Annotated in this window: 17 protein-coding genes; 11 read left to right on the top strand and 6 right to left on the bottom strand. The window is 35.3% G+C overall.

The window, feature by feature from the left end; translation table 11 throughout:
* The first annotated feature begins 6 nt into the window (after nt 1–6).
* The 6 genes from OZP11_RS19330 (at nt 7) to OZP11_RS19305 (ending at nt 5,899) form a co-directional block, all read left to right on the top strand.
* Complete coding sequence (locus OZP11_RS19330; protein WP_281232145.1) at nt 7–906, top strand: MerR family transcriptional regulator; 900 nt, start codon at nt 7–9, stop codon at nt 904–906.
* 38 nt (nt 907–944) lie between these two features.
* A complete protein-coding gene (locus OZP11_RS19325; protein ID WP_281232144.1) occupies nt 945–2,411 on the top strand; it encodes a phytoene desaturase family protein in 1,467 nt (488 codons plus the stop codon).
* A 3-nt stretch (nt 2,412–2,414) separates the two neighbouring features.
* On the top strand, nt 2,415–3,254 hold the full coding sequence (locus tag OZP11_RS19320; protein WP_281232143.1) for a phytoene/squalene synthase family protein: 840 nt from the start codon (nt 2,415–2,417) through the stop codon (nt 3,252–3,254).
* 174 nt (nt 3,255–3,428) lie between these two features.
* Nucleotides 3,429–3,869: a sterol desaturase family protein gene (locus tag OZP11_RS19315; protein ID WP_281232142.1), complete on the top strand. Its 441-nt coding sequence runs from the start codon at nt 3,429–3,431 to the stop codon at nt 3,867–3,869.
* A gap of 135 nt (nt 3,870–4,004) precedes the next feature.
* Nucleotides 4,005–4,472 carry an SRPBCC family protein gene (locus OZP11_RS19310; RefSeq protein WP_281232141.1) on the top strand — a complete coding sequence of 156 codons (468 nt, stop codon included), beginning with the start codon at nt 4,005–4,007 and terminating at the stop codon, nt 4,470–4,472.
* A gap of 131 nt (nt 4,473–4,603) precedes the next feature.
* Nucleotides 4,604–5,899 (top strand): cryptochrome/photolyase family protein, encoded by a 1,296-nt coding sequence (locus tag OZP11_RS19305; protein ID WP_281232140.1) that lies wholly within the window; start codon nt 4,604–4,606, stop codon nt 5,897–5,899.
* Nucleotides 5,900–6,158: 259 nt separating this feature from the next.
* Here the strand turns inward: OZP11_RS19305 and OZP11_RS19300 are convergent, their stop codons facing one another.
* Both OZP11_RS19300 and OZP11_RS19295 read right to left on the bottom strand, forming a co-directional pair.
* Nucleotides 6,159–7,463, bottom strand: coding sequence for an ABC1 kinase family protein (locus OZP11_RS19300; RefSeq protein ID WP_281232139.1), 1,305 nt, complete (start codon nt 7,461–7,463; stop codon nt 6,159–6,161).
* A complete protein-coding gene (locus tag OZP11_RS19295; RefSeq protein WP_281232138.1) occupies nt 7,460–8,122 on the bottom strand; it encodes a TetR family transcriptional regulator C-terminal domain-containing protein in 663 nt (220 codons plus the stop codon). The genes OZP11_RS19300 and OZP11_RS19295 overlap by 4 nt, the downstream gene beginning before the upstream one ends.
* A 98-nt stretch (nt 8,123–8,220) precedes the next feature.
* On the opposite strand from OZP11_RS19295, the gene OZP11_RS19290 reads away from it, so the two are divergent.
* Nucleotides 8,221–9,129 (top strand): TIGR01777 family oxidoreductase, encoded by a 909-nt coding sequence (locus tag OZP11_RS19290; protein ID WP_281232137.1) that lies wholly within the window; start codon nt 8,221–8,223, stop codon nt 9,127–9,129.
* 2 nt (nt 9,130–9,131) lie between these two features.
* On the opposite strand, the gene OZP11_RS19285 is transcribed toward OZP11_RS19290, so the two are convergent.
* The 4 genes from OZP11_RS19285 to OZP11_RS19270 all read right to left on the bottom strand — a co-directional run bounded on the left by OZP11_RS19285 (nt 9,132) and on the right by OZP11_RS19270 (nt 12,613).
* Nucleotides 9,132–9,671: a YceI family protein gene (locus OZP11_RS19285; RefSeq protein ID WP_281232136.1), complete on the bottom strand. Its 540-nt coding sequence runs from the start codon at nt 9,669–9,671 to the stop codon at nt 9,132–9,134.
* Between the two features lie 532 nt (nt 9,672–10,203).
* Nucleotides 10,204–10,599, bottom strand: coding sequence for a VOC family protein (locus OZP11_RS19280; protein WP_281232135.1), 396 nt, complete (start codon nt 10,597–10,599; stop codon nt 10,204–10,206).
* Between the two features lie 41 nt (nt 10,600–10,640).
* Nucleotides 10,641–11,189, bottom strand: coding sequence for an acyl-CoA thioesterase (locus tag OZP11_RS19275; protein WP_281232134.1), 549 nt, complete (start codon nt 11,187–11,189; stop codon nt 10,641–10,643).
* Nucleotides 11,190–11,221: 32 nt separating this feature from the next.
* The gene (locus tag OZP11_RS19270) at nt 11,222–12,613 is read right to left on the bottom strand and encodes a DNA recombination protein RmuC (RefSeq protein WP_281232133.1); all 1,392 of its coding nucleotides are present in this window, start codon (nt 12,611–12,613) and stop codon (nt 11,222–11,224) included.
* A 179-nt stretch (nt 12,614–12,792) separates the two neighbouring features.
* Between OZP11_RS19270 and OZP11_RS19265 the strand changes: the two genes are divergently transcribed.
* The 4 genes from OZP11_RS19265 to OZP11_RS19250 all read left to right on the top strand — a co-directional run bounded on the left by OZP11_RS19265 (nt 12,793) and on the right by OZP11_RS19250 (nt 16,659).
* On the top strand, nt 12,793–13,653 hold the full coding sequence (locus tag OZP11_RS19265; RefSeq protein ID WP_281232132.1) for a protease complex subunit PrcB family protein: 861 nt from the start codon (nt 12,793–12,795) through the stop codon (nt 13,651–13,653).
* 163 nt (nt 13,654–13,816) lie between these two features.
* Complete coding sequence (locus OZP11_RS19260; RefSeq protein WP_281232131.1) at nt 13,817–14,368, top strand: RNA polymerase sigma factor; 552 nt, start codon at nt 13,817–13,819, stop codon at nt 14,366–14,368.
* Nucleotides 14,365–16,086 carry a hypothetical protein gene (locus tag OZP11_RS19255; RefSeq protein WP_281232130.1) on the top strand — a complete coding sequence of 574 codons (1,722 nt, stop codon included), beginning with the start codon at nt 14,365–14,367 and terminating at the stop codon, nt 16,084–16,086. Before OZP11_RS19260 ends, OZP11_RS19255 begins: the two co-directional genes overlap by 4 nt.
* Nucleotides 16,087–16,125: 39 nt before the next feature.
* Entirely contained in the window at nt 16,126–16,659 is a 534-nt protein-coding gene (locus OZP11_RS19250; protein ID WP_281232129.1) for a MepB family protein, read from the top strand.
* The last annotated feature ends 22 nt before the right edge of the window (nt 16,660–16,681 follow it).

Here is a 16,681-nt window from a genome sequence, read left to right as displayed (position 1 = left end):
TATAAAATGATAAACAACATTAAGACTGTTTTTAGTATAAAAGATCTCGAGAATTTGTCCGGAATAAAGGCGCACACCATCCGTATTTGGGAAAAAAGATACAACATCCTGGAACCTATGCGTACTGATACCAACATCAGACTTTATAACCTGCAAAACTTACAGAAACTTTTAAACATCACATTATTACACGAATACGGTTATAAAATTTCTAAAATTGCAACTTATCCTGAAGAAAAAATTCCGCAGCTGGTTCGCGAAATTATCTCAAAGAAAAATTCTCAGAACTACGCCATCACCTCTTTCAAAATGGCGATGATGAATTTTGATCAGGAATTGTTTTTTACCACTTTTGACTGGCTGATTTCTGAGAAAACATTCAAAGAAGTTTTCAAAGATCATTTTCTTCCATTATTAAAAGAACTTGGATTGTTATGGCAGTCCGAAACTATTACGCCGGCCAATGAACATTTCATGAGCCATTTAATAAAACAAAAAATCCTGATTTATACCGAAAGTCTTCAGATTCAAAAACCAACCAATACAGACAGAATCTTTGTGCTTTCGCTGCCGCTAAACGAAATTCACCAAATTGGATTGCTGTATCTGCAATACGAAATTTTATCCCGCGGTTACAAGACTATTTATCTTGGCGAAAGCATGCCGATAGAAAACCTGCAGGATTTGACCAAACATTTTGAAAACATCACTTTTGTATCCTTCATGACCATTCAGCCCGACCGAAATGTCATAAACCAGTACGTTCGTTCTATGGGGCAGAAATTACTGCATAAGAACAACGAAATCTGGCTTATGGGTAAAATGGTGGAACATATCGACAAAAAAGTCCTGCCGGAAAGAATCCACATTTTTGATTCGATGGAAGAAACAATGGAAAGAATTTAATCTTTTTGTTTAAAGTTTTTGCTATATTTGTTAAACAAATGACAAAAACTATCGCAATATTAGGATCAGGCTTTTCTTCGTTAGCTGCTTCATGTTACCTTGCTCAGCAGGGAAACAAGGTCACTATTTACGAAAAAAATCCAACCATTGGCGGACGTGCACGACAGTTTAAAAAAGACGGTTTTACTTTTGACATGGGACCAAGCTGGTATTGGATGCCCGATGTTTTTGAACGATTTTTTCAGGACTTCAACAAAAAAACTTCTGATTATTATGAGCTTATCAAACTTAATCCTGCCTATCGGGTTTATTTCGGGATTAATGATTTTATCAGCATTTTCGATAATTTAGAAGATATCAAATCTGCTTTTGAAGCCATTGAAGAAGGAAGCGGCCAGAAACTCGAAAACTTTATAAGTCAGGCAAAAAGCAATTACGATATTGCCATAAAAGATTTGGTTTATCGCCCAGGAGTTTCGCCTCTTGAACTCATTACACCGCAGACTGCTTTAAAACTCAATCAGTTTTTTGGTAATGTGACAGCAGATATTCGTAAAAAATTCAAAAACGAAAGATTAATCCAAATTTTGGAATTTCCTGTTTTGTTTCTTGGAGCAAAACCAAACAAAACACCCTCTTTTTACAATTTTATGAATTACGCCGATTTCGGCCTTGGAACCTGGCACCCAAAAACCGGAATGTACGATGTTGTAAAAGCGCTGGAAAAATTAGCTTTGGAACTGGGCGTGACAATCAAAACCAATTCACCGGCAGAAAAAATCATAGTTGAAAACAAAACCGCAGCAGGAATTGTAATTAACGGCGAAATCATAAAAGCAGACATCGTAGTAAGCGGTGCTGATTACGAGCATACCGAAACACTTCTTGACAAAGAACACCAAATGTATTCTGAAAAATACTGGCAGAGCCGGATTTTCGCGCCTTCCTCTCTCCTCTTTTTTGTGGGTTTTGATAAAAAAATAGAAAATATCTCGCATCACGCTCTATTTTTTGATGTTGATTTCAATCAGCATGCGGCAGATATTTATGATGATCCAAAATGGCCCGAAGCTCCTTTGTTTTACGCCAATTTCCCGTCTAAAACAGATCATACCGCAGCGCCTGACGGAATGGAATCGGGATTTTTCCTTATTCCGCTGGCACCCGGAATTGAAGATACCGAAGCATTACGAGAAACTTATTTCGAAAAAATAATCACTCGTTTTGAACAACTTACACAGCAAAAAATTAAAAATAACATTATATTTAAGGAATCATTCTGCAAAAATGACTTTGTAACAGATTACAACGCTTACAAAGGAAATGCATACGGAATGGCCAATACATTATTGCAAACCGCATTTTTAAGGCCCAAATTAAAAAGCAAAAAAGTCAGGAATTTATACTTCACAGGACAATTAACCGTTCCTGGCCCGGGTGTTCCGCCTGCCTTAATTTCAGGAAAACTAGCAGCTGAATTAATTCAAAAATCTTTAAGATCTTAAAAAATGAAATCACTATTCGACGCCGTTTCTTTCAAATGCAGCAAATTGGTAACTAAAAATTACAGCTCTTCTTTTTCGCTTGCCGTCAAAATGCTGTCTCCAAGCATTCGAGATGCTATTTACAGCATTTACGGATTCGTTCGTTTTGCCGATGAAATTGTAGATTCATTTCACGATTACGAAAAAGAATATCTTATCGAAGATTTCGAGAAAGAATATTACAAAGCTATGGAACTGGGTATTAGCTTAAATCCTATTTTAAATTCGTTCCAGCACACTGTAAAACAATACAATATAACAGACGATATGGTTCAGGCTTTTTTACGAAGCATGAAACTCGACCTTATAAAATCGAATTACCAAACACAAACAGAATACATCGATTACATTTATGGCTCTGCCGATGTTGTGGGTTTAATGTGCCTGAAGGTTTTCGTTGCCGGAAAAGAACATAAATACGAACAGCTTAAAAATGAGGCCATGCGTTTGGGCTCGGCTTTTCAGAAAGTAAATTTTTTAAGGGATTTAAAAGATGATAACCTAATCTTAAACCGAACGTATTTTCCGGGAGTTAATCTCAATAATTTCAACGAAGATTCGAAAACGCAAATCATAAAAGAAATCGAAGAAGATTTTAGAATCGCCTATCAGGGAATCGTAAAACTGCCTATCGAAGCTAAATTTGGCGTTTACACGGCTTATGTTTATTACAAAAAACTTCTTAAAAAACTAAAAAAAACACCGTATTACGAAATTGGCAATTCCAGAATCCGGGTTTCCAATTATACCAAAGCAGGGCTTTTAGCACAATCTTTTGTAACGTATAAATTGAAGTTGGTATAATTTTGATACAAAGTTTTATCATTTCGACGAAAGGAGAAATCGCACGAGAAATTCCCCAACATAATTATGTAGTGAATTTCGAATAAATCAAAACCATTTGAGTCAACATTTTACCATAAAAAGTTATACTCAAAGCCATTAAAATGATACTTTTAATAATTCAACATTTATAAAATGATTTCCTTTTTAATCTTTTTAGGCGTTTTTCTGTTTATGGAATGTGTTACGTGGCTTACACATAAGTACGTTATGCATGGTTTTATGTGGTATTTCCACGCCGACCACCATCAGCCTAAATACGAGAATACTTTTGAGCGCAACGATATCTTCTTTGTTATTTTTGCCATCCCGAGTATTATCTTATTCTATTTTGGCGTTCGGGGCGGCTTTAATTATTTGTTTTTCATAGCCTGCGGTGTTACACTTTATGGTGCCTGCTATTTTTTAATTCACGATGTTTTGATTCATCAGCGTTTTAAATGGTTTAAAAACACTAAAAACAAATACCTCATCGGGCTCAGAAAAGCGCATAAAATACACCATAAACACCTTGGTAAAGAAAAAGGAGAATGTTTCGGGATGTTGTTTGTACCATTTAAATATTATAGAATGTAACATTTATTTGGGCGTTTTCCGCAATGGCGGACCGGGCTTTTCGTTCCCGCTTTTTTTCGTCAGGCAAAAGCCTTCCAAAAAAAGAGCTCCACTGCAATCCCTAACGCTCACGTATTTTAAGAGCCATTTCTGATTATGAAAATATATAAAGTAGCAACCGTACAACTTATAAATGCAAGTATCGAAGACTGCTGGGATTTTTTCTCGAGTCCGAAAAACCTCCAGACGATCACGCTTGACAACATGAATTTCGAAATTAAAGATTACGATGATAAACGCATGTATCAGGGACAGATTATTACGTACACTTTAAAACCACTTTTTGGAATCAAAGTGTCATGGGTTACCGAAATTACGGCTTGTAAAGAAAATGAGTACTTTATCGACATTCAGCGTTTTGGCCCTTACAAGTTGTGGCATCACAAACACTTTTTCGAACCCACACCTGACGGCGGCACCAAAATGACAGACATTGTTCATTATGCTTTGCCATTGGGAATCCTTGGACGTTTCATGAACCGACTAATAATAAAAAACAAACTGAAAAGCATTTTCGATTACCGATATAATAAAATAGAAGAACTATTTAATTCAAAAAAATAAAATTCAAACACACAGGAACATAGAAATTTCAGACCGAAAAAAGGCATTTCATCCGCAATAACAAACATAGCTATGCGCGAGAAACCAATATCTTTTATAATTCCTTAACATATGGCAGAAAACCAACAACAATGACAAAACAAAAAGTTACCCTTTTCTGGTTCAGACGCGATTTGCGCTTAGAAGACAACACCGGATTATTCCACGCTTTACAATCGGATTTTCCTGTTGTGCCTCTTTTTATTTTCGATGATGACATTTTAGAACATCTTCCAAAAAACGATGCCAGAGTAACTTTTATATACGATTCACTTCAAAAAATAAATTCCGAATTAAACAAAATCGGCTCCTCAATCCTCATTAAAAAAGGAAAAACAAAAGACGTCTGGAAATCGCTGATAGAAGAATTTGAAATTCAGAATATTTTCTTCAATAAAGATTACGAACCTTTTTCTATTAAGCGTGATACTGCGATTTCCGCTTTATTAAAAGAAAACGGCATAGAAACTTTTTCATACAAAGACCACGTGATTTTTGAAGAAAAAGAAATCACAAAAGCCGACGGAAGTCCCTATACCGTTTACACACCTTATAAAAACAAATGGCTCGAAAAATATCATTTTTTAGGAGCTGCCCCTGAAAGTGATTTAACTCCTTATCATTACAATTTCGCGAAAAATACATTTGCTTTTCCGGATTTAGAATCCATTGGTTTCGAAAGAAGTTCCATAAAAGTTCTTCCTCACAATTTAACACAGATTGGCAATTATAAAGAAACAAGGGATTTTCCGGCTCTCGACAGCACTTCGTATCTTTCGCCTCATTTGCGATTTGGAACTGTAAGTATTCGAAAATTGGTAAATTGGGCAGACCGAAAAAACCAAACCTTTTTAAGCGAATTAATCTGGAGAGAGTTCTTTATTCAGATTCTGTTTAGTTTTCCCAACTGCGTCAATCATAATTTCAAATCCAATTACGACGGGATTCAATGGCGTAATAACGAAGAAGATTTTAAACGGTGGTGTTCCGGCACAACCGGCTACCCTATGGTCGATGCCGGAATGCGTCAGTTAAACGAAACCGGATATATGCACAATCGAGTTCGTATGGTTGTCGCCAGCTTTTTATGCAAACATTTACTAATTAACTGGCAGTGGGGCGAAGCTTATTTTGCTGAAAAACTATTAGATTTCGAACTGGCTTCAAATGTGGGAAACTGGCAGTGGGCAGCAGGAACCGGCTGCGATGCTGCACCATATTTCAGGGTTTTTAATCCGGAAATCCAACAAAAGAAATTTGACGAAAAAGGCGAATACATCCGCAAATGGATTCCGGAATTTGATTTGCGCTACAACGAACCTATGGTCGATCATGCCTTTGCCAGAGATCGTGCAATTGAAACTTATAAACGAGGAATCGTTAAGTAAAATTCCATTTTTTTAAATCCAAAATTCCAAACTTTGACAAAGTTATACCCACAATGAGGGATTTCCGCAAGAAACTCTACAAAAATTGGCTATTCCCAGTGCAGAATCCCCTGCGTGATTTCTCTTTGCGTAAAAATACAAAAATCCCTTAGCGTTCCTTGCGTAAACCCTTGCGCCTTTGCGGTTAAACCATACATCACAAAAACCAAACAACCTGAAACTTTAAACCTGAAACAAAAGAAACAACAAAAATAATCCTCTAATATTTCAAATAATTATCAACTACAATCTTCGCTTTCAGATCAAACATTAAATTGTACAAACCAAAGAAAGTACGGTTCATGTAGATAAAATGCTTAGAACCTCGGTTTCCGTTCATTTTTTTCAGGTTCGTATCTTCAGAGAAACGTTTTCCTAAATCGGCTATAGCGTTGAAGAATTCTTCATTGGCAAAATCAAAAGCTTCGTTCTGAAACGGCTTGGTGAAAAGCGACAATAAATCATGGAACATTGCGGTGAAATATTCAATTTCTGCCGGTGTATCATCAGCTCGTAAAATCTCTAACTCGAATAATTTCTCGTTAAACAATTTAGAATCTGTAATAACATCTTTATTGATTAATTCAAAATACGGAGTATAGAAATCGTCCGGAATTTGTTTCATACATCCAAAATCCAATGCTATTAACTGATTCTGATCGTCAACCAGAAAATTTCCCGGATGCGGATCTGCATGTACTTTTCTTAAAACATGAATCTGGTACATATAAAAATCCCAAAGCGCCTGCCCTATTTTATCTCCAGCTTCGCGATCTGTGTTTTTCGCTGTAAATTCAGAAAGATGAATTCCCATCATCCAGTCCATTGTAATGATTTTCTCTGATGAAAATTCGGGATAGTAATTTGGGAAAATGATATTTTCGATTTTACTGCAGGCCTCAACTACTTCCTGACTTTGTTTTAATTCCAGCAGATAGTTGGTTTCTTCGATAAGTTTATCTTCGACCTCTTTAAAATATTTATCAGAATCTTTTCCCTGCAGATTAAACATTCGAATTGCGATAGGTTTTACCAAAGCCAGATCCGAAGAAATACTGTTGGCAACACCGGGATACTGAATTTTAACGGCCAGTTTTTTATCGTTCTTCTTCGCCACATGAACCTGCCCAATACTGGCAGCGTTCACCGAATTTGGATTAAATTCATCAAAAATTTCTGTTGGTGTTTTTCCAAAATTATTTTTAAAGGTTTTTAAAACCAGCGGAGCAGAAAGCGGCGGTACAGAAAATTGCGATAATGAAAATTTCTCTACATACGCCTGAGGCAGAAAGTTCTTGTCCATACTCAGCATTTGAGCTACTTTCAGGGCACTTCCTTTTAAGCTTTTTAGTCCGTCGTAAATATCTTCTGCGTTGTTTTCGTTTAGTTTGTCGCGGGTCAAATCCGGATTAACGATTTTTTCCGCGTAATGTTTTACATAGTTAACTCCAATTTTAGCTCCGGTCTGAACCAGTTTTCCGGCTCTTTCTATTTTTGACGTTGGAATATAATCGATTGTTTTCATGATTTGCTGTATATTTTTTCTTTAAAAAGAAACTTTCCTAAATCTATTAGATGATTCACGGGCGCGATATTCATCAGCTCAAATGAGGCATTAACAGATTTTTCGATAAAAATATCGGTTTTTTCAAATGCTGCGGATTCATCTTCCATCCAGAATTTAATTGTAAGCATTAATTGCAGCCAGGCCGATTCCTGAATGGTCTTTTCCTGAAACTTTTGTAATTTTTCTACTTCCAGTCTGTAATCATCTGTCAGGATTTCCGAAACATATTCTTTAAAACTGTTACGAAGTGTGGTTAACTGTACTAAATTTTTAAGCGGATTCCGGTCGATTTTAAGCGACTGCAGCACATAACTTCTGTTGGCTGTAAGGATTTCGAAGAAAGTGAAATAAAAACTCAGCATTTTGTTTTTCATATCATATTCCTGATAATCTTCGTTGGCATGAAGCAGATTAACCGTGTTTTCAAAAAACAATCGGAATATTTCTTTTTCTAAACCTTCAAGTGTTCCAAAAAAAGCATAAAATTCAGCTTCGGTAAAATCATTTTCTTTTGCAAAATGATAAACCGACTTTGGTTTTTGTCCTTTTTCCAAAACCTCATCCATATATTTTGAAACGATATCATCTTTGGTAATTACCTTTTTATTAGCCGTCATTTTATTAAAATTTAGAATTTGCCATAAAGGTAAACATTGTTTAACTACCTTTACTAATAAGGAAACATTCTATACTGTTAAATATATTATAAACTATTATGTCTCAAAATGTTCTATTAACGGGCGGCAGCGGCTTCATTGGAAAACATCTGACTAAGGTCCTGATTGCAGGAGGTTATTCTGTATCTGTTTTGAGTCGTTCGGATAAAGAAAACACAGATAAAATCACTTATTATAAATGGAATCCGGACAAAGATTTTATTGATAAAAATGCTGTTTTAAATGCCGATTTCATCATTCATCTGGCGGGCGAAGGAATTGTTGAAAAAAGATGGACCGAAAAACGTAAAAAAGAAATTCTGGAAAGCCGTGTAAAACCCATTGATCTTATTTTTTCGGTTCTTGAAAAAAACAATAAAAAGCTGAATGCTTTTATTTCGGCATCTGCTGTTGGGATCTACGGTGCTTTTACAAGTGACCGGATTTGCACTGAAACAACACCTCCCGAAAATGACTTTTTAGGAACTACCTGCCAGATCTGGGAAGCGGCTCTTGATAAGTTTGAAAATTTAGGAATCAGAACCGTAAAAATCAGAACGGGAATTGTTTTAGGAAAAGACGAAGGCTTCATGAAAAAAGTCGCACCAAACTTTAAATCGGGATTTGGTGCGGTTTTAGGAGACGGAAAGCAATATATCCCGTGGATTCATGTTGAAGATTTATGCCAGATTTACTGCAAAGCGGTTACAGATGAATTGCATGGTCCTTACAATGCAGCTGTAAGCGACAATACTACAAATAAGAGTCTTTCTAAAACACTGGCATCATTGTACGGCTACACAATCTGGCTGCCCAATATTCCTGCTTTTGTCCTTAAAATGGCTTTGGGCGAAATGAGCGCAGCAGTTTTAACAGGACAGAGGGTTTCATCAGAAAAAATTGAGAATACCGGATTCGAATTTCAATTTACTGATCTCGAAAAAGCGTTAAGCAGCTGTATTCATTAAATTTATTTCATAATTCCGGTCAGGTCAGTCTGCACTGTTTTGGATATTTTATTCGCGACAACATAGGGTATTTCGATATCAAAGTCTGAAACTGATATTGGAAAATTAGACGAAAAATGGATTCCTTCGGGTGTTCTGTTGATTATCGCTTTTACAGTAACCAGTTTTGTTTTTCCGTGAATGTTGAGTTTTCCTTTTACTTCATATTCCTGAGCGGTTTCGTTTATTTGTTTCAGATCGAATTTTTCGATTTTTCCTTTAAAAACGGCTTTCGGATAACGGTGGCTTTCGATGTAATTATCGTTAAAATGTTCCTGCATTAAATCCATTTTAAAACGAAAATCTTTGATAACAACAGTACAGATCAAAGTACTGGATTCTGGTTCGAGAATAATAATTCCGAGTTTATTTACCGCTTTTACTTCTTCAAAAAAAGGTACAGAAGCTTCAAAATTTACAATTGCCGAATTGGTTTTAAATTTATTCTGGGCAAGTAATGAAAACGCGGTAAAAAGTAAAATAAGTAAAGTAGTTCTTTTCATAATCGTCAGCATTTAAACAATTATGTCATTCTGTTTTTTGTAGAAGAGAAATTGATTATAAAACAAAATGGCAGTACTCCGTGAAACCTAAATGGTTATAATTAAAGTTACGAAATTTATACATGCAAAGTTCTTGAAGTTCTGCCAAATATTTGTGAATGTTTTTTATATGGTGAAATGTGAAATGTAAAATGTAAAATGTGAAAATGTGAACTTGAAACTTGAACTTGAAACTTGAAACTTGAAACTTGAAACTTGAAACTTGAAACTTGAAACTTGAAACCTGAAACCTGAAACTTGAAACTTGAAACTTGAAACCTGAAACCTGAAACTTGAAACTTGAAACCTGAAACTTGAAACCTGAAACCTGAAACTTGAAATGTATAGTCCCTGGCGGGACAAATTAAATCATACATATTATTATAAAAATATCACGGATTTCAATTGCTTACAAAAAAATATCCCGTAAAACTGAACAATGTTCGGAATCTTACGGGACATTTTTAAAAATTGCGATTATTATATCAAAATCTTATTGCTCAATCGGTGTGCAAATCTCTAATAAAAAACCTTCGGGATCGCGGACATACGCCACGACTTGTCCCCATGGTTTTTTCTTGGGTTCCGAAACTAAAACTGCTCCAAATGAAGTCGCTTTCTGAACCAAATGTCCAACATCTTCGGTTATAAACCCTAATTCTATTGCAAAGGGTTTGTCTTCTAAACTGCTTTCCAGGAAACCGTCTTCTAAATTTTGCGAAGCCAGTTTTTTAGATGCAAACGAAATAGTGGTTTCCCCGGTATTTAATTCTCCGTAATCATTGTCCGGACTTATAAATTTCCTCTTGAATTCAAATGCATTTTCATAAAACTCTATTGATTTTTCTACGTCTTCTACGTATAAAATCGTATATCCAAACTTTACCATGTTTTCTAAATTTTAATGTATTTAGATTAAAGATAGGAAAATTACCTGATTTCTAAAAGAACATTATATTTATCAAAATTCGCCAAATCTTCAATGAAGTTTACGGTCGTTACCTTTTCATGTTCTTCAATTTCTTTCTTAACTTCAATATGTTTGATTGCTTTTCTAAATCGGCGGACTTCTTCCAGGTTCGATAAAATTAATCCCGGAACCTGAACGCTTTTTCCGTCTTTGTCTTTGGCAACCATTGTAAAATAAGAGGAATTACAATGTTTAATTTCTCCGGTCTGGATATTTTCGGCTTCAACACGAATGCCTACAATCATAGAACTTCTTCCCACATAATTTACAGAGGCTTTCATGGTTACTAATTCACCTACTTCTATTGGTTTAAGAAAATTCACAGTATCTACAGAAGCAGTTACACAATAATTACCGCTGAATTTGGATGCCGAGGCAAAAGCAATCTGGTCTAATAATTGCAAAATGTATCCCCCGTGAATTTTACCACTGAAGTTGGTATGCGACGGAAGCATTAACTCTGAAATGCTAATCTTTGATGATGAAACGGGTTTAAAATCTGCAGCCATGTTTTTGTTTGTTTTTATATTTAGTTTTTGGATTATGTAATATTCTCGTTCAATAAGTCGGTTTCGGTTTCATCAGCATTTAAAGCTCTGGTTATGATGCTTTCCGGAAGTGATTTTTTTGCTTTCGCTCCCATTTTTTTTAATCTTTCTACGCTCGAAATCAGGTTTCCTTTTCCGTCAACGAGTTTGTTCATCGCACTTTCGTACTCAGACTTGGTGTCTTTTATTTTGTTGCCAATTCGTACCAGATCGACCACAAAACCTTCAAATTTATCGTAAAGTGCTCCGGCCTGACGGGCAATTTCAAAAGCATTTTCCTGCTGTTTTTGATTCGTCCACATACTGTCAATCGTACGCAGGGTTGCCAGTAAAGTACTTGGCGTTACGATTACAATATTACGGTCAAAGGCTTTATTGTACAAAGTCGGATCTTCGTTTAAGGCGATGGCAAAAGCCGGCTCTATCGGGATAAAGAGCAATACAAAATCCGGACTTTCTATTTGGTATAAATCGTGGTAATTTTTACTTCCTAATTGCTCAACATGTCTTTTTATGGAAATAATATGTTCTTTTAAAAATTCCGGTTTTAATAAATCCGACTCTTCGTTTACCCATTTTTCATACGCAGCAAGTGAAACTTTAGAATCGACAATCATTTTCTTACCGTCCGGCAGATTAATTACAACATCCGGAAAAACACGATTTCCTTCGGCATTTATAAAACTCTGCTGCACTTCATATTCACGTCCTTTTTCGAGGCCTGATTTTTCGAGCACACGTTCCAGAACAAGTTCGCCCCAATTACCCTGCATTTTGCTGTCGCCTTTTAAGGCTTTGGTCAGATTCAGGGTTTCTTTACTCATTTGAGCGTTCATTTCACTTAAACCAATAATCTGCTGGCGGAGTGCGGCGTGATAATCGATACTTTCTTTGTGAGTCTGCTCGACCTTTTGCTCGAATCCCTGAATTTTATCCTGCAGCGGTAACAGAATACTTTTCATATTCACCGTATTTTGTTCGGTAAATTTTGCCGATTTTTCTTCGAGGATTTTGTTTGCCAGATTCTCAAACTCTTTGGTAAATTTTGCCTGAAGTTCGTTGATTTCGCTTTTCTGTTCTTTATGACGTTCCCAAAGATTTTCAAAATCGACTTCTTTTTTAGACAGCTGAATGGCCAGACTGTCTTTTTCGGTGCGAATCGCTTCTTTTTCGGAATTGGATAACTGAAACTGCTTCTGAAAATTCATCCTTTCTGTTTCGAACTGTTCTTTTTGCTGCTGCAGCTGATTAGTACTGGCGTGAAGCCTTTCCTCCAGCCCCACTTTTTCTGACTGAAATTTAGCCGAAAACAAAAGTTTCCCTAAATATATACCTATTAGTAAAGCGACCACAAAAGCCAGTAAAACCGGAAGAAAATCTGTCATATCTAAGTTTATTTTAAGTAAAAATACGCAATTAATACGTAGATTTTAATTCTAAAACTAAAAATCACGAATTAGTGCGGGTTCTAAATTAAACAAACATTTTAAAAATAAACAGTGGTTTTACGCAACCTTTTTGTAACTGTATCATCTTCATCATATAAACCTATTAAAAAATAATCATGAAAAAATTAATGCTAAGCTTATTTGTAGCTTTCGGAATTGCTGCGTGCTCACTTGGAAATGATGATTTACCGAATGTTGACTGCGGCTCTAATGCAGAATTACCTTTTACGGGAATTCCTCTTTTGTGTAATTACAGTGTTAAAACCCTTCCTAATAATCCTGCTTTTATTTTGATAGATTCAAAGGAAAAACTGGAAAGTAATTTTACAAAGCACGAAAATACCTGTACAGTGGCAAGTGATCCAACTATCGATTTTACGAAATACAATTTGGTTGCGTTGTTTGGAGGAGCTAAACCTACAAACGGTTATGCTATAAAAATGACTACAATTGTACAGAACAACTGCGAAATCATTATCAATTTCTTCGAAAAAGGACCACAGACAGGCGAAACTTTAGTTCAGACTCCTACGTATCCTTCAGATTTTATCCTGATTCCAAAAACTAACAAAACGATTCTTTTTAACAGAACAAATGAAAGTCCGGATAATATTGTAATTGGAAGTTTTGGTGCTCAGAACAATTTCTTCCAGATCAATGATTATAACATTTTGACTTTCCTGAATGTTCAGACTGATAAATATGAATTTGCTCAATATAAAAACACAGTTAAAACTAAAAGAAGTGAATATACTATATTCTTAAAAACGATTCCTGCAGAAATTACAGCATTAAAAGGTAAAACGAAAACATACGGTACTCCGGACAATGAGGATCAGGGAGGTGTTTATTTTGAGTTACGTCAGGGAATCAGTGTTACTAAAATTTACATTGACAATAATGACACTGATGACCAGAGTGCAGAAATAAAAGCATTTAAAAAAGTTATTAAAGATAAAATCGCCACTTTAAAATAATCAACAAAAAACAGTTTTCGGGCTTAGTGACATAAGAAACATTGTTTCTTAAAAACACTGATAACCAGAGCCTAAAACAAATAAAAGCTGTTAAAACAATTTACAAAAGCTAATTTTGTAAGCTTATTAAAACTATTTTTGCAAAACCAAATTAATTGATTTTTTGAAAGACGATTTAGAAAAATATATTAAGCTATGCATTAAAAATGACAGAGAAGGACAACTGAAAATTTATCAGTTGTTCTCCCCTGTTTTATATGGAATATGCCTAAAATATATGAAGAATGAAGACGACGCCAAAGATGTGTTTCAGGAGGCATTCGTGATTGTATTTCAAAAAATAAGCCAGTACAAGTTCGAAGGCAGTTTTGAAGGCTGGATGAAACGAATCTTTATCAATAAGCTTATTGAAACCTTAAACAAGAAGAAAAAAGAAAGTTTCTTTTTGGATGTTTTTGATCCGGATACGGATTTTGTTGAAGAAGAAGAACTGGACATCATACCCATCGAACACGAAAAATTACTCGAATACATACGGGATTTACCAGATCAGTACCGAACGGTTTTTAACCTCTACGTTTTCGAGAAAATGAAACACAAAGAAATTGCCGATTTATTAAAAATCTCTGAAGGAACATCAAAATCAAATTTAAATCGGGCGAAGCATATTTTGCAAAAAAGAATATTGAGCATAAAAAATTTTAAGACAGCATGAAAAGGCAGAAAATAGAAGATATTTTTTCATCAATGGAAAATTACTCCAGCGTTCCCCCTCCGGAATTATGGAGCCAGATTGAAGAAAAATTAGACAAACCTAAAAAGAAAAAGAGAGCTATTCTTTGGTGGTCTGCAGCGGCATGCTTATTATTAGGCTTGACAATTCCTTCTGTTTTACATTTCAGCTCTGATACAAACATTCAAAACTTAAACAAAAACGTTCCTGCCGCTAACTCTGTAGCAGAAGAAAACAATCCGGAAAAAACTGAAAAAACAAGAAGTCTTGTTCCGAAAACTGAAAAAAATCAAAATCAAATTTCATCATCAGAAACAACAATCAATCCATCACATAATACACAATCAAATTCAATTCGGGTAAAAACCGCTGTTGAGCAAAATTCTGAAAACAAAGAAAATAATTCTGTTTACAAATCTAAAACAGATAACGAAAAAGCTCCTGCAAGCCAGTATGCAGTAAGCAATACTAAATTGGTTCCTGCGAGAGAGAATACAGCAAATTCGGCATCAAAAAGTACAATTTTGCATGATAAAAAAGGAATTTCAAATCAATACAATGCTCAAAATTCATTTGCTTCTTTTAATCCGGGTTCTAAAAATATAGTATCAGATAAGGAAAGAAAGAATGCAGATAAAATTCTCGCTGAAAAAACATTTACGTCAAAACAAAATGGTTTTAATACAACCGAAAAAAATCAGGTTTCAAATTCTGTTTTTGAGAATCTTTCGCCTTCAAAGAATAATTCGGTTGCTTTTAATTCTTCAAATTCAGTTTCAAACAAAAATCTGAATTCGGCGGAATTAAACCACACGGCAAAAAAACAAGAAAATCAGTTTCAAAATAAAAATACAGCCGAAAACGCAAAATCAGGCGGGAAAGCCAATTTGGCAGCGACTGAAAATGTTTTAAGCAAAAAAGATTCTTTACAGCTTCTGGAACTTCAAAATCTGGAAAAAGGCATCGCTGGTACTGAAGATAAAAAAGACAAAGAAGAGAAAGCATCGCAAAAAGATAAATGGGCGCTGCAGGTTTTTGCCGGAGTGGCCAATTCTGAAAATTACAAGAATAACAAAACACTTGGAAATGTAAACGATTCCAGACAAAGCAATTCGTACGGAGTAAAAACACAATATAAAATCAACAAAAAATGGGCTGTAGGTTCCGGACTTAAAATTAATGAACTGGGACAGACAGTGGCAAATGTTTCGTATGTAAGCGCACGAAATCAGGTTCTTTTTTCAGCGACGGATCAGTATATGCAAAATCCTGTTACACCTCAGGTTGCCACGAGCAGCAATTTTATGCTTATTTCAGAAAGTACAAAAGAGGCTTTGAAAAGTGAAAATATCCAGACCGGAAGTTTAGATCAGAATTTACGTTATATCGAAATGCCTTTGGAGGTTTCGTACTCTATTTTTAACAGAAATAAAGCCAGTATTAATTTAAATACAGGTGCTTTTGTAGGCAAACTGATTTCGAATAATGCCATAATAGACGGCAATCCGATTGGCGAAAACATGAATGCAAACGAATATGTTTACGGTTCTACACTGAGCAGTACACTGCAATACCGCGTTTACAAAAAAACCAATGTTTTCGTAGAACCTGCCGTTAATTATTATGCTAATCCGTTAACGAACCAGTCTTTCAACCAGTTTCAATGGGGTTTTAATTTTGGGTTAAACGTAAATTTCTAAATTGATGTTTTTTGTATTTTTGAAAAAAAGTACTTTTAAATGTCAATTATAACAAACTGGAAAAATTCTGAGCTTCTTCCTGAAAATTTACGCACTGCCAAAGAATTCGTCTACGATGTCTGTGGTTTTGATTGTTCTGAACCTCAGCCTGAAAAAGAAAGTAAGGAATACGATGCTTATAATTTTCAAATCGGCGAAAGCCGGATTAAATTCAGATCAGCCAAAATTACACCCGCAAAAACCGGTCAGTTTGTAACTTTATGGAAACGAAATCAAACCGGAATTATTGAACCTTTTGATTATTCTGATGCTGTAGATTTTGTTATCGTCAGCGTTAAAAAAGACGATTTATTGGGTCAGTTTATTTTTCCGAAAGCTGTTTTATTACAAAAAGAAATTTTTTCGACTGAAACCAAGGAAGGAATCAGAGCCACGAGAGTTTATCCTCCGTGGGACGAAACAACGAGCAGACAGGCACAGAAAACTCAAAAATGGCAGTCAGCGTATTTCTTAGCTGTTTCTGATAATTTAGATATAAAACGTGCTGCCGAATTATTTGGCAGACCACAATAAAACAAAAAAGCAGTTCAAATTG

The sequence above is a fragment of the Flavobacterium gelatinilyticum genome (genome assembly GCF_027111295.1).
Lineage (GTDB): Bacteria > Bacteroidota > Bacteroidia > Flavobacteriales > Flavobacteriaceae > Flavobacterium > Flavobacterium gelatinilyticum.
This window is presented reverse-complemented; position numbering and strand designations above follow the sequence as displayed.

Coding starts and splice junctions, on each gene's coding strand:
- OZP11_RS19270 (WP_281232133.1), bottom strand. CDS start 12,613: ATGACAGATTTTCTTCCGGTTTTACTGGCTTTTGTGGTCGCTTTACTA.
- OZP11_RS19325 (WP_281232144.1), top strand. CDS start 945: ATGACAAAAACTATCGCAATATTAGGATCAGGCTTTTCTTCGTTAGCT.
- OZP11_RS19315 (WP_281232142.1), top strand. CDS start 3,429: ATGATTTCCTTTTTAATCTTTTTAGGCGTTTTTCTGTTTATGGAATGT.
- OZP11_RS19310 (WP_281232141.1), top strand. CDS start 4,005: ATGAAAATATATAAAGTAGCAACCGTACAACTTATAAATGCAAGTATC.
- OZP11_RS19290 (WP_281232137.1), top strand. CDS start 8,221: ATGTCTCAAAATGTTCTATTAACGGGCGGCAGCGGCTTCATTGGAAAA.
- OZP11_RS19250 (WP_281232129.1), top strand. CDS start 16,126: ATGTCAATTATAACAAACTGGAAAAATTCTGAGCTTCTTCCTGAAAAT.
- OZP11_RS19305 (WP_281232140.1), top strand. CDS start 4,604: ATGACAAAACAAAAAGTTACCCTTTTCTGGTTCAGACGCGATTTGCGC.
- OZP11_RS19255 (WP_281232130.1), top strand. CDS start 14,365: ATGAAAAGGCAGAAAATAGAAGATATTTTTTCATCAATGGAAAATTAC.
- OZP11_RS19330 (WP_281232145.1), top strand. CDS start 7: ATGATAAACAACATTAAGACTGTTTTTAGTATAAAAGATCTCGAGAAT.
- OZP11_RS19265 (WP_281232132.1), top strand. CDS start 12,793: ATGAAAAAATTAATGCTAAGCTTATTTGTAGCTTTCGGAATTGCTGCG.
- OZP11_RS19300 (WP_281232139.1), bottom strand. CDS start 7,463: ATGAAAACAATCGATTATATTCCAACGTCAAAAATAGAAAGAGCCGGA.
- OZP11_RS19275 (WP_281232134.1), bottom strand. CDS start 11,189: ATGGCTGCAGATTTTAAACCCGTTTCATCATCAAAGATTAGCATTTCA.
- OZP11_RS19295 (WP_281232138.1), bottom strand. CDS start 8,122: ATGACGGCTAATAAAAAGGTAATTACCAAAGATGATATCGTTTCAAAA.
- OZP11_RS19280 (WP_281232135.1), bottom strand. CDS start 10,599: ATGGTAAAGTTTGGATATACGATTTTATACGTAGAAGACGTAGAAAAA.
- OZP11_RS19285 (WP_281232136.1), bottom strand. CDS start 9,671: ATGAAAAGAACTACTTTACTTATTTTACTTTTTACCGCGTTTTCATTA.
- OZP11_RS19320 (WP_281232143.1), top strand. CDS start 2,415: ATGAAATCACTATTCGACGCCGTTTCTTTCAAATGCAGCAAATTGGTA.